The organism is Acidimicrobiia bacterium, assembly GCA_035948415.1.
GTDB lineage: Bacteria > Actinomycetota > Acidimicrobiia > IMCC26256 > PALSA-555 > PALSA-555.
Genome location: DASZJD010000115.1, coordinates 18,969 through 36,081 on the forward strand (window position 1 = coordinate 18,969; position 17,113 = coordinate 36,081).

The 17,113-nt window shown below is 66.0% G+C and carries 13 protein-coding genes; 7 read left to right on the plus strand and 6 right to left on the minus strand.

The window, feature by feature from the left end; translation table 11 throughout:
• The first annotated feature begins 14 nt into the window (after positions 1-14).
• A complete protein-coding gene (locus VG869_15740; GenBank protein ID HEV3452636.1) occupies positions 15-311 on the plus strand; it encodes a hypothetical protein in 297 nt (98 codons plus the stop codon).
• A 31-nt stretch (positions 312-342) separates the two neighbouring features.
• On the opposite strand, the gene VG869_15745 is transcribed toward VG869_15740, so the two are convergent.
• Positions 343-1,593 carry an amidohydrolase family protein gene (locus tag VG869_15745; GenBank protein HEV3452637.1) on the minus strand — a complete coding sequence of 417 codons (1,251 nt, stop codon included), beginning with the start codon at positions 1,591-1,593 and terminating at the stop codon, positions 343-345.
• A 554-nt stretch (positions 1,594-2,147) separates the two neighbouring features.
• Complete coding sequence (locus VG869_15750; GenBank protein HEV3452638.1) at positions 2,148-3,371, minus strand: amidohydrolase family protein; 1,224 nt, start codon at positions 3,369-3,371, stop codon at positions 2,148-2,150.
• A gap of 859 nt (positions 3,372-4,230) precedes the next feature.
• Between VG869_15750 and VG869_15755 the strand changes: the two genes are divergently transcribed.
• The 4 genes from VG869_15755 to VG869_15770 all read left to right on the plus strand — a co-directional run bounded on the left by VG869_15755 (position 4,231) and on the right by VG869_15770 (position 10,798).
• Positions 4,231-5,487 (plus strand): ABC transporter substrate-binding protein, encoded by a 1,257-nt coding sequence (locus tag VG869_15755; protein HEV3452639.1) that lies wholly within the window; start codon positions 4,231-4,233, stop codon positions 5,485-5,487.
• A gap of 50 nt (positions 5,488-5,537) precedes the next feature.
• Positions 5,538-7,538 (plus strand): ABC transporter permease, encoded by a 2,001-nt coding sequence (locus tag VG869_15760; protein ID HEV3452640.1) that lies wholly within the window; start codon positions 5,538-5,540, stop codon positions 7,536-7,538.
• Positions 7,539-7,789: 251 nt separating this feature from the next.
• Entirely contained in the window at positions 7,790-9,310 is a 1,521-nt protein-coding gene (locus tag VG869_15765; GenBank protein ID HEV3452641.1) for an alpha/beta hydrolase domain-containing protein, read from the plus strand.
• A gap of 99 nt (positions 9,311-9,409) precedes the next feature.
• Positions 9,410-10,798, plus strand: coding sequence for an alpha/beta hydrolase domain-containing protein (locus VG869_15770; protein HEV3452642.1), 1,389 nt, complete (start codon positions 9,410-9,412; stop codon positions 10,796-10,798).
• Positions 10,799-10,963: 165 nt separating this feature from the next.
• Here VG869_15770 and VG869_15775 read toward each other — a convergent pair whose 3' ends face one another.
• On the minus strand, positions 10,964-11,842 hold the full coding sequence (locus VG869_15775; GenBank protein ID HEV3452643.1) for an alpha/beta hydrolase: 879 nt from the start codon (positions 11,840-11,842) through the stop codon (positions 10,964-10,966).
• Between the two features lie 24 nt (positions 11,843-11,866).
• Between VG869_15775 and VG869_15780 the strand changes: the two genes are divergently transcribed.
• Both VG869_15780 and VG869_15785 read left to right on the plus strand, forming a co-directional pair.
• On the plus strand, positions 11,867-13,036 hold the full coding sequence (locus VG869_15780; protein HEV3452644.1) for an amidohydrolase family protein: 1,170 nt from the start codon (positions 11,867-11,869) through the stop codon (positions 13,034-13,036).
• A gap of 17 nt (positions 13,037-13,053) precedes the next feature.
• On the plus strand, positions 13,054-14,538 hold the full coding sequence (locus tag VG869_15785) for a CoA-acylating methylmalonate-semialdehyde dehydrogenase (protein ID HEV3452645.1): 1,485 nt from the start codon (positions 13,054-13,056) through the stop codon (positions 14,536-14,538).
• A 285-nt stretch (positions 14,539-14,823) separates the two neighbouring features.
• Here VG869_15785 and VG869_15790 read toward each other — a convergent pair whose 3' ends face one another.
• The 3 genes from VG869_15790 to VG869_15800 form a co-directional block, all read right to left on the minus strand.
• Positions 14,824-15,453, minus strand: a complete 630-nt coding sequence (locus VG869_15790) for a helix-turn-helix domain-containing protein (GenBank protein ID HEV3452646.1) — start codon at positions 15,451-15,453, stop codon at positions 14,824-14,826.
• The gene (locus VG869_15795; protein ID HEV3452647.1) at positions 15,450-16,637 is read right to left on the minus strand and encodes a cytochrome P450; all 1,188 of its coding nucleotides are present in this window, start codon (positions 16,635-16,637) and stop codon (positions 15,450-15,452) included. The genes VG869_15790 and VG869_15795 overlap by 4 nt, the downstream gene beginning before the upstream one ends.
• The coding region (locus VG869_15800) for a molybdopterin cofactor-binding domain-containing protein (protein HEV3452648.1) at positions 16,634-17,113 on the minus strand (480 nt) is incomplete at its 5' end. The genes VG869_15800 and VG869_15795, both read right to left, overlap by 4 nt.

Consider the following 17,113-nt stretch of genomic DNA (forward strand, 5'->3'; position numbering starts at 1 on the left):
CCGACGGGCGGGCCGTGACCTTCGATCAGCAGCTCGCTGAGCGCCGCCTGCTGGACCCGAAGGCGGACGAAGTGGTCCCCGTGGACTGGGACCTTAAGGGGGCAAGCGCACGCGTCGCGCTCAAAGGAGAGGCGCGTTACGACGTGGCTGTCCGGCAGCGTCAGGAATGGGGTGCGTTCAAGGCGGTGGCGAAGCTCCGGCTGGCCTTCCCTCTGAATCGCAGAAATATGGGAGTGCAGACTCCCCTACGGGCGGAAGAGCTACGGGCTCAATTCGAGGAGTGGATGCGAAAGGCCGGTGGACACGCCTGATCGCTCCCGCGCGAGCAGGAACACGCGCGCATCAGTCGATTCCGTATAGCGCCCTCGCGCTTTCGCTGGTGATCGTCCGCTTCTGATCCCATGCCAATCCCGCCAGCGCCTCCGTGAGTTCCTGGGTGACACCGGGGAACTTCGCGTCGGGGTGTGGATAGTCGGACGCCCAGATGATGCGGTCGGCACCGCACAGTGGCGAGTTGGCTGTGAACGCGAGCATCGACTCGTCCGGGTCGAAGCTGATCCAGCATTGCCGGCGGAAGTACTCCGACGGCAGCATCTTCAGCCAGGGCACGTCCCAGCTGAACTTCTTCGTATGGTGGTCGAGCCGCTCGAGCCACGGGATGAGCCAGCCGCCATTCGCCTCGAGGAAGATGAACTTCGCGCCCGGAAAGCGTTCCGCCACACCGCCCGCCGTGATGTAGCAGATCGCGCTCATCACATCGACCGGGTTGGCGATCGCCTGGGTGAAATAGATGTTCGGAACGAAGGTCCCCTGTTCCTCCTCTGCCTTCGACTTGGCCGTCTCGTACTCCTCGATGGTTTGATAGCTGCCGTCGGGGTTGCGCATCCGGGCGAGCTTGAGCCCGTTGCAGGCGCCGGGGAGGTCGGGTGCCAGGAACGGATGGAACGCCACGGGGAGCTCAGAGTCCTGTAAGGCCGACCAGATTGGGTCGTAGACCGGGTCGTTGAAGTAACGCCAGTCGATGGTCGGGTTCGGGCGCATGAAGACTGACACCATGCCCGGCAACTCGGCCACGTGATGTATCTCCTCGACCACACCCTGGACGTCGAGGGCGTCGTGCATCGGTGGAAGGGCGCCGGCGCCGTACAGACGGCCCTGTCCCTCCTTCAAATGGTCGGCGCACCAGTCGTTGTACACGCGCGCTTGCACTCGCCCGAACTCGATGTCGTGCACGCTCTGGAGGCCGAGCAGCATGGTCGGGTACAGCACCGAAACGTCGATGCCGTCCGTGTCCAAGTCCCGCAGACGCAGTGCTGGCTTCCATCCCGAGGGCCGGGTCTGGCTGTACGTCAGTTCGCCGTTACGAACCTTCTCGACTTGTTCGTCGGAGAAGCCAGCTGTACCCGCTAGACCAGTCGACGGCGTTCGCTGACCGTTCCACACGGTGTACTCAGTGCCATCAGCGTCGCGTTCCGTATGCCAGATGCGGTCGCGGTACCCGGTCGGCGCGAAATCGAGCATCGCCGTGGGCGGCTCGAGGATGTGCCCGTCGGAGTCGATGTACCGGAGCCGACTTTCGTCTCTGATCGCCATCCTGGTCCCCCTTGTTTCATGTGGTGTTCGATCCATCGACAGGCCCCGCGGCCGCAGGCGGAGGACGTCCTTTACAACTTTCCTTCGCACTGGGGGTCCTTGATGCGACCGGCACGGAGAACCAGGTCTACGTGACCGACAACTCCGGTACGACCTGGCACGGACCGACACAGGCCGCCGAAGCCCCGGCGAACCCACGCTTCAAGCCATAGCTGTCGTTCGGTACCTCCGGGCAGCTGAATCTGGTCTGGAGAACGCGCTATCGCCACGGGTCTTACGACGTCTGGACCGCCACAGGACGAGTACAAGGTCGGCACGCCGCAGCGTTCAGTGTGCTCGTCCGTGTCAGCAGCGTCGCCGCACCGAATCCTCCGCTTTCGAAGGAAGGTGAGGGAGATGACGTTTCCTTCATAGCGCGCGGACCAACACTACGCCCATGTCGGCTGGGGTGACTCGAGGACCGGTCCCACCCAGTTCTGGTATGCCCACATCCCACTCACCAACTTCGGCGGGAGCCAGAAGTAACCGCGACGAGTTCCGGCGCCGGCTCGGGATCAGACGCGGTTGAGCTCGAGCATGCGGATCGCGTTTCCGCGAACGATCTTGTACTTCTGCTCATCGTCGACGTCGGCGAGCATCTTCTCGCAGTACTCCTTCGAGTTCGGCCACGTCGTGTCGGTATGCGGGTAGTCGGTCTCGAAGCAGATGTTGTTCTCACCGGTCTCGTCGAGTGACTTCACGCCGTGACGGTCCCACGTGAAGCAGCCGAACACGCGGTTGTAGTAATAGGTCGAGGGCGGCTCGGGGCACAGGCGCTTGGAGTGCTGCCAGGCGTTGTGCTCTTCCCATACGGTGTCGGCTCGCTCGAGGGCGTATGGCAACCACCCGATTTGGCCCTCGGAGTACGCGATCTTCAGCTTCGTGAACTGCGCCATCTTCCCGCCGAAGAGATAGTCGCCCAGCGAGGCCATCGAGTTGTTGAACCCGACCATGCTTGTCACGCCCGCGGGCGCATCCGCCGATGAGAACGGGTCGGTCGACGACGAGCCGACGTGCATGCACACGGTCGTGCCGGTGTCGTTGCACACCGCGAACATAGGATCCCAGTAGCCGGTGTGGATACTCGGCAAGTTGAGCCGCGTCGGGAGCTCGGAGAAGCACACCGCCCGTACGCCGCGCGCCGCGTTGCGCCCGATCTCCTCGGCCGCGAGCTCCACGTCCCAGAGCGGGATGATGCACAGCGGGATGTTGATGCCGATCGACGGGTCGCACCACTCCTCGACCATCCAGTCGTTGTAGGCCTTCACGCACGCGAGCGCGAGGTCCTTGTCTTCGGCCTCCTCGAACGTCTGGCCACAAAACCGCGGGAACGTCGGGAACGGCAGCGACCCGTCGACACCGTTGAGTTCGAAGTCCTTCTTGCGTTCCTTGGCGTCATAACAGCCGGAACGCATGTCGTCGTAGGTGATCGGGGTCATCGTCATGACCGTCTTGTCGAACTTCGACAGGTCGTCCCCCGGCGTCGCCGACTTCGGGATCGCGACGAACTTCTTCTGCACGTAGATGACGTTGTCCTCGTAGATCCAGGCGTCACCCCACTCGCCCTCGGGGTCCTCGGTCATCTCGTACTTCGCGCCGCGCTTGAGCCGGAACGCGCCCCACCGCCTGCGCTCCACACGGGGCCCCTTCTCCCGGTACCTCTCCGGGAGCCACGTCTGCCAGACATGAGAAGGCTCCACCACGTGGTCGTCGACGCTGATGATCTTCGGCAGCTCCACGGGGACCCCCGTCCGGCTCGGCGGATGACGTGAATGTCAGCTGTCAGGATACGGCGTGAGCTCAGCCCAGGCCTGTGCGCCTTCTGACGTCGATCGCGGTGATGCCCCTGTGGGGTGAGGTCCCTCACCGGATCAAATCCCGGGATCTGTTCGTGAGGTGGGGCGACTCCGTTGGGTGATCCGGCTCGCGGGGCGAGACGAAGACACCCTCCGCCCACGACGATGGACGTGGCGATTCCATTCATCGGGCGGCCAAGTTCGTGACCTGGCACTCAGGCCAAGGCGTCCCACGCGCGGCGCCGCCTGGGGGCGTCGCGTTGAACGCACTCGGTGAAGATCTTGCGTTTCTCGCGAGACTGGGGGCGCCATTTCCGCATCGGCTGTGTTGCGCCAGTCGCGAGGCCCAAAAGAACCCGGGTCGGCGGCATCCGCGTACGAGGCGTAAATCGTCCATGACGTGCGAGCAGATGATCGACTACACCCTCTTCGAGCTCGACAAGGTCTTTGCCGAGGCTGCCGTCCCTTAACCTCGGCGAGCGCGGGCTCCTTTTCCACTCCTGCATACGCATGCCTGCTCAACGAGCCTCCCTCTGCAGGGCGATTGGTGACGCCGCCGTATGCCTTCGGCGTGATTTGTCGGGTACCCGGGTCGGTGTGGCGGTCGCGGTGACGATTGGGACATGCGGTCGGCTCGTTCATCTCCCGGAGCCGGTGCGCGATGGTGCGGTAGACAGGCGTCGCCGCCCCCGATAATCTACCGTGACGTCAGTGTTAGATCGCCGGCATCCCACCTGCTGGGAGCCGCGGTGATCGCGGGGGGTCGCGAATGTCACGTTTCCGGGTGAGGGTCGGGCGCTGGTTGGCGCTGCTCACGACGATCTCGCTCGCCGGCGCGATCGGCGCTTCGGGGGCGGGCGCACAGAATCCGCCGGTCAACCAGCCGGGCGTGACCAGCACCGAGATTCGGGTCGGGGGAGTGGCGACGGTCACGCAGGACCCGACGGGAAACACGCTTGGGACAGCCTTCGACGGCACGAGCGCGTACTTCAGCTACATCAACTCGATGGGCGGGGTGTGTGGTCGCAAGCTCGTTCTCGCTTCGAAACGTGACGACGCACTGTCGAACAACCGGGAGCAGGTGCAGGGGCTGGTCACCAGCGACAACGTGTTCGCAGTGCTTCCGGTGGCCGTCGACCTGTTCACCGGCGCGGATCTGCTCGTCAGCCAGAAGATCCCGACTTTTGGTTGGGACATCCAGGCTGAGTGGGGGTCTGAGGCCAACCGGCCGGGGCCGCCGAACCTGTTCGGTGCAGCAGGGTCGTTCATCAACTTCACGTCGCCGGGGCCGACCGGCTTCCCGGATCTTTGGTTGGCGCAGAAGCTGGGCAAGAAGCGCATCGGTGCGATCGCCTACGCCGTGCCCCAGTCCTCGGGGGCCGCGGACGTCATTGAGGCGACCGCCAAGCAGTTCCCGAACGCCGCAAAGGTCGTGTTCAAGGACACGAGTGTCCCGTTCGGCGGCGTGGATTACAGCGCGCAGGTTGCCAAGATGGTGCAGAACAAGGTCGACCTGGTGGTCCCGACCCTCGACGCGAACGGCGCGTTCCTCCTCGGACGCGAGATGAAGAAGCAGGGGCTCAACGTCCCGATGATCCTGCCGAACGCGTACAACCAGGCGCGCATCCAGAAGAACGCGGACGTCGCCAATGGGAACTACGTGTTCACGCTCTTCGCGCCGTTCGAGAGCACGCCCAAGCCCGCGGGGTTGCAGCTCTATCAGAAGTGGATCAAGCGGAGTGGGGGTACCGCGAGCGAGAACTCCGTCTATGGGTGGCTGAACGCGGATCTCTTCGTGAGGGGTCTGAAAGCAGCAGGATGCGACTTCACCCGCCAGAAGGTCGTCGACGCCGTCAACCAGATGACGAACTACACCGCCGACGGTTTCATCGCCCCCGTCGACTGGACCAAGGCCCACCAGCAGGCTTCCGGCTGTTTCACTTGGGTGAAGATCGTGAACAGCAAGTTCAAGCCAATGTTCGGTCAGCCCGGGAAGCCGTTCCTGTGCATCCCGCCGGGCGCGACATCGATTCCAGCCAACCCCCCGGCGGTCCCGTAGCGGCCGGTTGGTGTTGGAACGGCGACTAGGCCGGTCGGGATACCGGTGACGTGACCGATCTCGTCGGTTACGTCATCCGTGGCATCCCGTTCGGGTGCGTCTTCGCGCTGATGGCGGTGGGCCTCACCCTGACGTACAAGACGTCGGGTGTGTTCAACCTGGCGTTCGCGGCGCAGGCGTACGCGTCCGCCGCGGTCTTCTACCAGCTCAACGTCAACGAAGGGTGGGCGCTCATCCCGGCGTTTGTCGTCGCGGTAGTTGTCGTGGCGCCGCTCATCGGCTTTGTCTTGGACCGGTTCCTCTTCCGGTACCTGCGCACTGCCCCCACCGTCGCCAAGCTCGCCGTGTCGTTGGGCTTGCTGGTGGCGATACCAGGGATCGTGCAGCTCTGGTTCGGCTCCGGGGCGGCGTTCGCGCCGCCCGTGCTCTGGACCGAGCAGTTCGCCATCTACCACTTCGGCGGCTACGCCATCACCGGCGCCGAGGCAGTCACTGTTGTCGCGACCGCAGCGTCGGTCGTCGGCCTGACGGTTTTGTTCCGCTATTCGAACATCGGGTTACAGATGCGAGCGGTGGTCGAGAGCCCGCGGATGACCGAGCTGGCCGGTATCAACGCGGATCGGGTGGGGGCCCTCGCGTGGGTGATGTCGAGCCTGTTCGCGGGGCTGGCGGGCGTCCTGCTGGCACCGTTGTTCGGGGAACTGCTCCCCGCCAACTTCACGGTGCTGCTCGTCGCGGCCATCGCGGCGGCGGCCTTCGGTCGGCTCACGAGCATCCCGCTGGTCCTCGCCGGTGGGCTGCTGCTCGGCATCCTCCAAGGCATCCTCGCCGGTTATCTGCCCACCGGCAGCATCCTGGCGCAGGGTCTGCGACCGTCGCTGCCGTTCGTCATGCTGTTCCTGCTCCTGTTGTTCTTGCCCGGGCTGCAAAAGAGGGCGGAGATCACCGACCCGCTGTCGGGGGTTGATCCGCCCCCGCCAGGACTGGCCGCCGCGCAGCGCAGCCGCGGTCTGACGACGGCGACGCATGCGTTCGGCGTGACGGTGGTGGCGATCGGCCTGGTGATCGCCTGTTTCGGGTTGAGCGACTTCTGGCTCCTGCTCGTAACCAAGGCGGTGGTGTTCGGCATCATCTTCTTGTCAATCACGGTGATCACCGGCATGGCGGGCCAGATCTCGTTGTGCCAGGCGACCTTCGCCGCCGTGGGTGGGTTCACCGTCGCGCAGTTCGTCGACCGATGGGACCTCCCGGTGCTGCTCACCGTGCTCGCGGGGACAGTCCTGGCGGCGATCGTGGGCGGGTTACTGGCGATCCCCGTGCTTCGTCTCAGCGGTATCTACCTGGCGCTGGCCACGCTGGCGTTCGCGATGATGTTCGACAGCGTCTTCGTCCCGTTGGACTGGGTCAGCGGCGGCCTCTTCCCGCTGAAGGTGCCCCGCCCCGGGTTCCTGGTCGGAGGCCGAGCGTTCTTCCTCTTCAGCGTCGTCGTGCTCGGCGTGGTCGGGACCCTCGTGATCCTCGTACGCCGAGGCACGACGGGGAAGTACCTGGACGCGCTCCGCGGGAGCGAGACCGCCGCCGCCGCGATCGGCATCAACGCGACGCGATCACGAATCATCGCGTTCGCGCTCTCCGCCGGCATCGCCGGGCTCGGCGGCGGCTTGCTCGCGACGTTCGACGGCCAGGCGAACTACGCCGCGAACTTCACCCCATTCTTCGGGCTGTTCTGGCTCGTGATCGTCGTGACCCTCGGAGTCCGAACTGTCGAAGGCGCCATCCAAGCCGGCTTGGCGCTCGCACTGTTCCCCGAGCTCCTGAACACGCTCGGCATCTCACCCGAGTACCAGTTCATCCTCTTCGGGCTCGGTGCACTCACCTTCGCCAGGCACCCCGAAGGGCTCCTCGAGTTCGCCAAGCGAAGACAACTCGACGCGATCCAGCGGATGATCGACCGACGCCAACGCGGTGGCCGAGCCCCGGATCTCCCGCCCGGGGCAGCGGAGCTGCCCGCAGTGCCCGCGCCCGTCCCGACGACGCCCGACGTTGCGTAGTCCGAACTGGTCTCGCGAAGGGAGGTGCGGGAGATGATTTCTCCCTCATAGCGCCGACCAACAGCGCGTCCATGTCGGTTGCGGTGAATCGAGGACCGGTCCGACCCAGCTCTGGTATGCCCGCATCCCACTCACCAACTTTGGCGAGAGCCAGAAGTAGGCGGCCACGAGCTCCGGCGGCGGTTCCGGAACTGAGCCCGCCTTGGACGGGCTGGCGCGCGACACCATCGGCTCGACAACAGGGGGCGGTCATGTTTTGGACGCTGCGTCAGGAAAGACTTCGAACGCTTCTGGCCGGGATCGCGGCCGTCTCATTTGCGGCGTACGCGAGTGCATCGGCCGGATCGAACGCGTCCGCGGTGGCCGCACCGGCCGCGACCGTTTCGGGTCCTATCTCCGGTGGTGGCGGCGTGCCGGTGGTGTCCACCACCGCGTTCGACCTGAAGCATGTGGGCTACGAACAGTCCGAGTTCCTGCTCGCCGGGACCGCCAGCAAGTACTCGCCGACGGTGCCTCTCACCAGCGACGGCAGGTGGAGCGTCACACCGAGTGACCCGCAGGCCTACACGACGCGCCTCGTCGTCTACCGCCCGACGAACGCGAAGAAGTTCAACGGTTCGGTCGTTGTCGAGTGGCTCAACGTTTCGGGTGGTGTGGATGCCGGACCCGACTGGGTGATGACCCACACCGAGTTGGTCCGCGACGGTTTCGCGTGGGTCGGGGTGTCGGCGCAGGCCGCGGGCATCAATTCGTCGAAGTCGACGGACGCCGTTCGCTATGCCTCGATTGCCCATCCTGGCGACAGCTATTCCTACGACATCTACTCACAAGCCGGTCGCGCCGTCCGGGACTCGACGAAGGTGTTGGGCGGGCTGCGTCCGAAGACAGTTATCGCCGCGGGCGAATCGCAGTCTGCTGCGCGCATGGTCACCTACATCGACGCGCTGGGGAAGACGAACCACATCTACGACGGGTTCCTCGTGCACAGTCGGGGCGCCACGGGCGCGCCGTTGCAGGGGTCACCTCCGCCGCCGGTGGGGGCTGCTCCTGCAGGGCCGGCCCCGATGGTTGTCCCGACCCCCACTGCGATCCGTGGCGACCTCAAGGTTCCGGTGCTCGTGCTCGAGACGGAGACCGACGTGTTCAACAGCAACACCGCCGAGCGCCAACCTGACACCAAGAACTACCGCCTCTGGGAGGTCGCCGGCACCTCCCACTACGACGCCTACGGCCTGACGATTGGCACGACCGATCCGGGCGGTCGAGGAGCAGCTCGGCTCCTCGCGTTGATGCAGCATCCCTCCAAGAGCGCTATGCCCGGGATCATCGAGTGCAACCTGCCGATCAATACGGGGCCGGCGCACTGGGTGCTCAACGTCGCGGTGTACTCACTCAACCGGTGGGTCACGAAGGGAATCGCACCGCCGATCGCGCCTCGTCTCCAGACCACGACGACCGCACCGGTTGTCTTCGCGCGTGACGCCAATGGGAACGCCATGAGCGGGATCCGCTCGCCGCAGGTCGATGTCCCGATCGCCGTGCTCGGAGGGACGACGAATTCGGGATCTCCTCCTCTGGGACAGTTCTGTCGTCTGTTCGGTACGACGGTGCCTTTGACGGCGCCACAACTCACGGCGTTGTACAAGAGTCATGATGACTTTGTCGCAAAGTGGAAGCAGTCCATCGACCGCGCCGTGAAGGCCGGATTCCTGCTCCAACCCGACGCCAAGGAGCTTCAGAGCGCAGCCAGCAATGCCACGATTCCGCAATGAACGCCTAGAAGATCAACCGATCCGTCGGCGCCAACGACTCGGAATCGGACCCGAAGCGCCCTGCACAAAGGCTACCCAGGATGAAAGTTCAGGAATCGGATGTCCAATAGAAGGGCCGGATTCGCGATCACGCTCGTCCTTGCCGTCGGCGGCGTTGTGCTCTCGCCCGCAGCGTTCGCGCAGGAAGCTGGGTCTCCACGCATCCATGGAGCGTCTGTCGGTTTGGTTTGCGTGCCATCAGTCGAAGGCCCGGTCTCAGTCACGGCAGCATCGCAGCCGTACACGCCGGCGTTGTTGCCTGCTCTCCCGCCGGGGTGGGTCGATCAGGAGTTCTTCATCTCGTGTGCCTCTCCACAGATCACGTACCGGACGTCCGTGGATGTCCGCAGGCCGACGAATGCGCACCTCGCTTCGGGCATCGCCGTCGTTGAGCCTTTGCATAGCGGGGGCATCTTCGGAGTGCTGACCAACTGTCAGCCCTATCTCGTTGCTCACGACGACGTCCACATCGGTGTGCCCGCAAATGCCGATGTCGTGCAGAGACTGGTGAAGTCGGCCGACCCCGCTCGCTATGCCACGCTCAACGTCCCAATGAGCAACGACGCCGAGAACGAGATCCTGGCCGGGGTGGGCGCGGTGTTGCATCAGCAACACGACGCGCTCCTCCCGGACATTCGCGTCACGGGCGCCATTCTGGGCGGCTGGTCGCAAACCTCGGTCCAGGTCCGCACTTTCATCGCCTCGTCCGGCGGGAAGGCGACCGTCAACCGACGGCGAGTGTACGACGGCTACTTTCCAGCGCAGCCGGCCGTGGGAACGGGTGGCGGAGCAGAGCTCGGACCGATTCCTGACGTCGGCGTGCCGGTGGTCGAGCTCCAGGGCGAGCGTGAGCTGCTGGTGACCCTGCGGATCTATGGCAGCCTCGGGTACCGTCGGCCCGATGGCGCGACCTACCGACTCTACGAAGTACCGGGAATGTCACACATCAACTATGAGCCCGACGATCCAGTCTCCGCGTACGCCCGGAGCCTGCACTGTGACTGGCCGCCCGGCGCGGCGCCATCGACGTTCAAACAGACCCAGGTGTGGGACATGGCACTCGACAACCTCGTCCGCTGGGTCTCACACGGCATCCCGGCACCGCATGCCCAACGAATCGAACTCGAGTCCGACGGTAAGACTGTCGTACGAGACGCCAACGGCAACGCCCTCGGTGGCGTACGCACCGTCTTCGTCGACGTCCCGACAGCGGCCATCATGCCGACGAGCCTGGCGCCCGGCGGCCTGCTGGCGAATCCCTGCGCGTACGTTGGGTACCAGCTGGATTTCTCCCAGACCAAGCTCGAGCAGCTTTACCGGAACTCTGCGGGTTACGTGGCCTCAGTCAACACGCACGCGAACAAACTCGTGAGCCAGCATTGGCTGCTTCCCGCGAGCGCCAGCGAGCTGATTGCCGAGGCCAAGGGATCATCGATCCTGCACTCATGATCCAGCCTTCACGCCCGTCTCGGTTGGCGCGGCTACGCCCTCGGAGCCGCCGGACCCCGGCCTCGCGCTCCGACGCTTAAGGCGAACGAGCGCTCCGCGGTGGGTAGGACATCCGCGGCGTCGGGTGAGGCCCCTGGTATGGCGCCGCCCTCAGAGCCGCGATGATCACCGCTCGACGATCGGGTCCGTGAGTGCGTCGCGGACCCATTCCTGGAGCGTCGGCGCGAGCAGCGGCCACCGGGCGAAGAGGCCTTCGCCCTGAAGGCGTGCCTCCTGGCGGTCGAGCCACTCCCGGTCACTCCAGGGCGGCTCGACGAGACGAGCACCCGGCAGCACCCCGGCCAGCTGTTCGGAGGTCGCACGCGTATGGTGAGGATCGCTCGCACCGCTGCGGAACACGAGCGTGGGCAGGTCGAGTGCGCGAGCCTCGGCGAGCGACAGGCCTGGAACGACCCCGTCGTCGCTAGGGCAGTACACGGCCATCCATCGCTCCATCGTGGCGATGAACTCCCTCGGGTCTTGGTCGAGGAACCGTTGCCGGTTCGACGGGTTGCGCCCGAGCACCTCGGCCCACTCGGGTAAGGCCACGACCGCGTCCATCCCGCCGGTCCACGCCGCGAGCAGCGACTCGCCGCAGTAGTGGACGCCCAGCATCATGAGGCCGTACACCCCGCCGCTGATCCACCACGTCGCGAGCGCGGCTGCGGCGTCGCGGTGGCGGGCCGCCGCGAGCAGGGAGACCCTGGCGCCGCCTGAGCCGCCGGCGATCACGGCCGGGGTCATGTCGAGATGCGCCAGCAATTCCGCCAGCGTGTCGGCCTGCATCGCCGACTCGGACGAACCCGCGAAGCACACGTCCGACGCACCGCAGTTGGGTCGGTCCCAGATGAGCACTCGGTTGCCGTGGGCGGCCAGCGCCTCCGCCAGCTCACGGACCCCGGGGTCGTCCTTGCTGAAGCGGCCGCCCGGCGTGATCACCCACGGACGCCCGTCGCCGATCACCTCGTACGCGATCGACAGGCCCGCGACCGTTGCCGTCGGCATGCCGGCGAGACTACCGTGCTTGGCATGACGTCGACGTTAGAAACGATGTACATCGTCGACGCGGACTCCCACTGGTGTGAGCCGCCCGACCTGTTCACGAAGCTCGCGCCGGCTTCGATCCGCGACCGCGTCCCTCGGGTGGAGGTGATCGACGGCCAGCGGACGTGGGTCTTCGACGGCGAGCCCGCGGGCGAGTACAGCGCCGGCGGCGTTGTGGCCCGGGACGGTTCGAAGGAGAGCGCGCACCGCGCGCTGCGCGAGTGGGACTTCGACCAGGTCCACCGCGGCGGTCACGACCCCCAGGTGCGCCTCGAGGTCCTGGACGAGTGCGGCATCGACGCCCAGATCATCTTCCCCGGCTCGCTCGGCCTCGGCGGCCAGGGCCTCGGCGTCAGCAAGGACGAGTCGCTCTGCCTCCAGGTCCTCCAGATCTACAACGATCGGAACCTGGGAGTGCAGGCCGACACAGGCAACCGCCTGCTGCCGCTGCCGGTGATGCCAGCGTGGAGTGTCGACCGCTGCGTCGCCGAGGCGCAGCGCGTCGCCGCCAGCGGCGCGCGTGGGGCGAACATGACGTCGGACCCTCAGGACCTCGGGGCGCCGGATCTCGCCAGCCGCGCGTGGGACCCGTTCTGGGAGGTCTGCAGCGACCTCCAACTCCCGGTGCACTTCCACATCGGTTCGAGCATCACAGCGATGTCGATTTTCCAGCACTACCCGTGGCCGTCACAGGCGTTGAACTCGGCGCTCGCCATCCAGGGTACGTTGCTGTTCATCGGGAACGCGCGCGTCGTAGTGAACGCCATCCTCTCGGGGATGTTCGACCGGTACCCGGACCTGAAGATGGTGTCGGTGGAGAGCGGGGTGGGATGGATCCCGTTCATCCTCGAAGCGCTCGACTACGAGATGTCCGAGAACGCGCCCGCCGAGCTCGCCGAGCTCGAGAAGATGCCGTCCGAGTACTTCAAGAGCAATCTGTACGCGACGTTCTGGTTCGAGAACAATCGGAACAAGTTGCCCGAGCTCATCGAGGCGGTCGGTGAGGACACCATCCTCTTCGAGACCGACTTCCCGCACCCGACGTGCCTGTACCCGAAGCCGCTCGACACCGTCGAGGCGAAGATGGCGACGTTGTCCGCCGACGCGAGGCGCAAGATCCTGGGCGAGAACGCTCGCAAGCTCTACCGCCTCTAGATCCGAGCACACTGGCCGTGAAGACCATCGGGCACTGGGTCGGCGGCAGCGTTGTCACCGGATCATCGGATCGCGGCGGCGTCGTGTACGACCCCGCACGCGGCGTGCCGACGGCGCAGGTAGTGTTCGCGTCCGCTGCCGAAGTCGATTATGCAGTCCGGGTCGCGGTTGACGCGTCTGCGGCGTGGAGCAAGTCGCCGCTGAGCAGCCGGGCGGCAGTGCTCCTTCGGTTCCGGCAGCTGCTCGACGAGCACCGCGACGACCTTGCGACGATCGTGACCCGCGAGCACGGCAAGGTGCTCGCCGACGCCCGGGGCGAGGTCGCCCGAGGCATCGAGAACGTCGAGTTCGCCTGTGGCATCCCGAACCTCTTGACCGGGATGCACACGGCTGACGTGTCGGGCGGGGTCGACGTGCACAGCGTCCGACAGCCGTTGGGCGTGGTCGCGGGCATCACGCCGTTCAACTTCCCGGTCATGGTGCCGCTGTGGATGCTCAGCAACGCGCTGGCGTGTGGCAACTCGTTCGTGCTGAAGCCTTCCGAGAAGGACCCGTCACCATCGCTCCGACTGGCGGAGCTCATCCGCGACGCCGGATTCCCGGACGGCGTGTTCAACGTGCTGCAGGGCGACGCCGAAGCCGTCGACGCGCTGTTGACCCATCCCAACGTCGCCGCGGTGTCGTTCGTGGGGAGCACGCCGGTCGCGCGTCACGTGTACGAGACGGGCACGAGCCAGGGAAAGCGGGTGCAGGCACTCGGAGGCGCCAAGAACCACATGGTTGTGCTCGCGGACGCCGATCTCGACGCGGCCGCGGATGCGGCGGTGTCGGCGGCGTACGGATCAGCCGGCGAGCGCTGCATGGCGATCTCCGTCGTCGCCGCTGTCGGAGCGATCGCGGATTCGCTGGTCGACGCGATCGCGGCGCGGATCCCGGGCGTCGTCGTCGGCCCGGGCGACGACGAGCAGTCGATGATGGGGCCGCTGATCACACCCGAGCATCGCGACCGGGTGCGGTCGTACGTGGAAGGTGCTGCTGACGAGGGCGCGCGTTTGGTGGTCGATGGCTCCGTGCCACCGATCGAGGAAGGCTTCTTCCTCGGCTGTTCGCTCATCGACGACGTCAAGCCGGGGATGCGTGTGTACGACGACGAAATCTTCGGACCCGTGCTGAGCGTTGTCCGGGTCAGCACCTTCGACGAAGCGTTGGCGCTCGTTAACGCGAGTCCGTACGGTAACGGTGTCGCCTTGTTCACGCGCGACGGTGGCGCGGCGCGCGCGTTCGAGCGCGAAGTCGAGGTCGGAATGGTGGGCATCAACGTGCCGATCCCCGTGCCGGTCGCCTCGCATTCCTTCGGCGGCTGGAGGGCGTCGCTGTTCGGTGACACCACGATGTACGGGCCCGAGGGCATCCGCTTCTACACACGGCCCAAGGTGGTTACGTCGCGGTGGCCCGACCCAAAATCGAGCGCTGTCGACCTCGGGTTCCCGACGCACCAGTAGGCAGGTCGATCTCCTATGGAGGGCTGTTAGAGGCCTGACTCGCCTCTTTCGTCCCGAACCGCCGCCAGAGTTCGATGCGGTCCCTTGTACGACCCGTGGCTCGCTTCATGGGATCGGGTCATCGAGATCGCAGACGGGAAGCAAAAGGCCGTCACCTCGGTCGAATGCAACGACGTTGGTCAGCGCCTTCCCGCGTGCCTGACTCGGCCAAGGCACATCCATGGGGCTACCCGACGCGTGATGAGGATTTGAGCTCGGTCGCCTCAAACCGGAGTCATTACTGGGTCAGGCACGCTCTTTTCGCCCTCGCTGCGGGCGCCGGCCATCGTGTACGGCGCCTTCGACGAGCCCGATGACCCAGGTCAGCCCGCGGATCGCATCCTCGACGTCGAGGCCCCAGTCCCGTACGAGACGCTCGTAGGACGAGACGCCCCACAGCACGTCGAGCATTGCAGCGGCGAGGATGCGGTCGGCCGTCGACCACCGATCGGCCTGCTCCGTCACTGCCGCGAGGAGGGCCGCGTGCTGGCGCTTGTTCGCCTCGAGCAGGGTCGGATCGAGCGGAGGACGCCGATCGCGCGGATACGAGGCGACGTGCCGGAGGATTCGAGTGGCGGCGTCGGCGACGTCGTCGAGCCGCAGCTGGGCTAAGTCGATCCCCACCGCTTCCTCGAGCCGCTGCATGATGGCGTCACGCAACACACGCTCGTTTGGGAAGTGGCGATACACGGTGCGCTCGTTGATACCTGCACGTTCGGCAACTGCGCGGATAGTCACGCCGTGCCAGTCGCGGATCGATGACTGGCGCACGAGGTCGGCACCCGCTCTGACGATCCGGTCCCGCGTCTCGTTGGCACGCTCGCGTCGCAGGGTGTTGTCATAGCGGCGTTTGGGGAGCGAGTCCGTCGTCGTCACGGAAGGAGGACCGGGAGTGTCTCGAAGCCGCGAACGGTCGACGTCGGCGCGATCCGAGCCCGGTCGACGTCGACGTCCCACTCTGGGAAACGGTTCAACAGCTCGTCGAGCGCGATCCGACCTTCGAGCCGAGCTAGCGCCGCTCCGAGGCAGTAGTGGATGCCGTAACCGAACGCGAGGTGCTGGCCGACCATGCGGTGGATGTCAAAGCCGTCGGCGTGATCCCAACGGCGATCGTCGCGATTGGCGGCGGAGACGACGAAGAGCACAGCGCTCCCCGCCGGCACTCTCTGGCCATGAACCTCGACGTCCGCGGGGACGTAGCGGCCGACCTGCGGGCCGGGTGTCTCGTAACGCAGCAGCTCCTCGATCGCGTTGGGGAGGAGCGAGCGGTCCTCGACGAGTTCGCGGCGCTGGTCAGGGTGCTCGGCGAGCACCTTGCCCGCCCAACCGATCAGCCGAGTCGTGGTCTCGTTGCCGGCGCCGGCCACCACGGTCGTGTACAGCAGCGCCTCGTCGCGCGTGAGAGTCCGGGTCGTTCCCTCTTCATCCTCGAACTGGGTATGGAGCAGCTCGGTCATGAGGTCGTCGGACGGGTGGTCGATACGCCAGTCGATGTACTCTTGGAACGTCTCGCTGCCGAAGGTTGGGTTCTCCTCGATCTTCATCGCCTCGCCCGCCCGCGTGCGCAGGTTCGCATCGGCCATGTCGCGCACCGCGGCCTGAGCCTCCTCGGGGATGCCGAACAGCATGCCGACGACGCGCATCGGCATTTGCGCCCCGAGATCCGCGATCAGGTCGAACTCGTTGGTGCCGACGAGCGGGTCGAGACTCGCGGCGCAGAAGTCACGGATCTTCGGTTCGAGCGCGGCGACGCGGCGCGGCGTGAACACGCGAGCGAGGAGACTGCGGTGCACCGTGTGCGCCGGGGGGTCCTCGAAGATGAGGGTGCCGGCCGGCAGCTCGACGTTCGCCTTGATCAGCTCGAGGACACCGCCGCGACCGGAGATGTAACGCTTCGCGTCGACGAGGCCGCGCTCGCAGTCCTCGTAGCGGCTGACGGCGTAGAAGGCGTACTGCTCGTTGTAGTAGAGCGGCGCCTCGTCGCGCAGCCGCTTGTACAACGGGTACGGGTCCGGGTCGTTGATCGCGGTGTACGGATCGTAGGCGATGGCTTCGATCACGAGGTCCTCTTCTCGTCGAGCAGCGACACGATGCGGGATGGTGTCAGTGGGAGGCGGGTCAGCGTCACATCGAACGGCGCGAGCGCGTCGGCCACCGCGTTGACGACGGCGGGTGGCGCGCCGATCGCGCCGCCTTCGCCGACGCCCTTGTATCCACCCGGTCCGGGGCTCGGGGTCTCGATGTGCCCGAACTCGATCGTCGGCATCTCGACCGCGGTCGGAAGCAGGTAGTCCAGGAAGGTGGTCGCCAGCGGATTGCCGTCGTCGTCGTAGGCGAGATGTTCGTAGAGCGCGCCGCCGATGCCCTGGGCGACGCCGCCAGCGATCTGGCCCTCGACGACGTCGGGGTTGATCATCGGGCCGCAATCCTCGCTGACGATGTAGCGGTGGAGCGCCACGCGGCCGGTGTCGACGTCGACTTCGCACGTGCAGACGTGGGTGGCGTTCACCCAGATCGTCGGGTTGACGGCCCGATA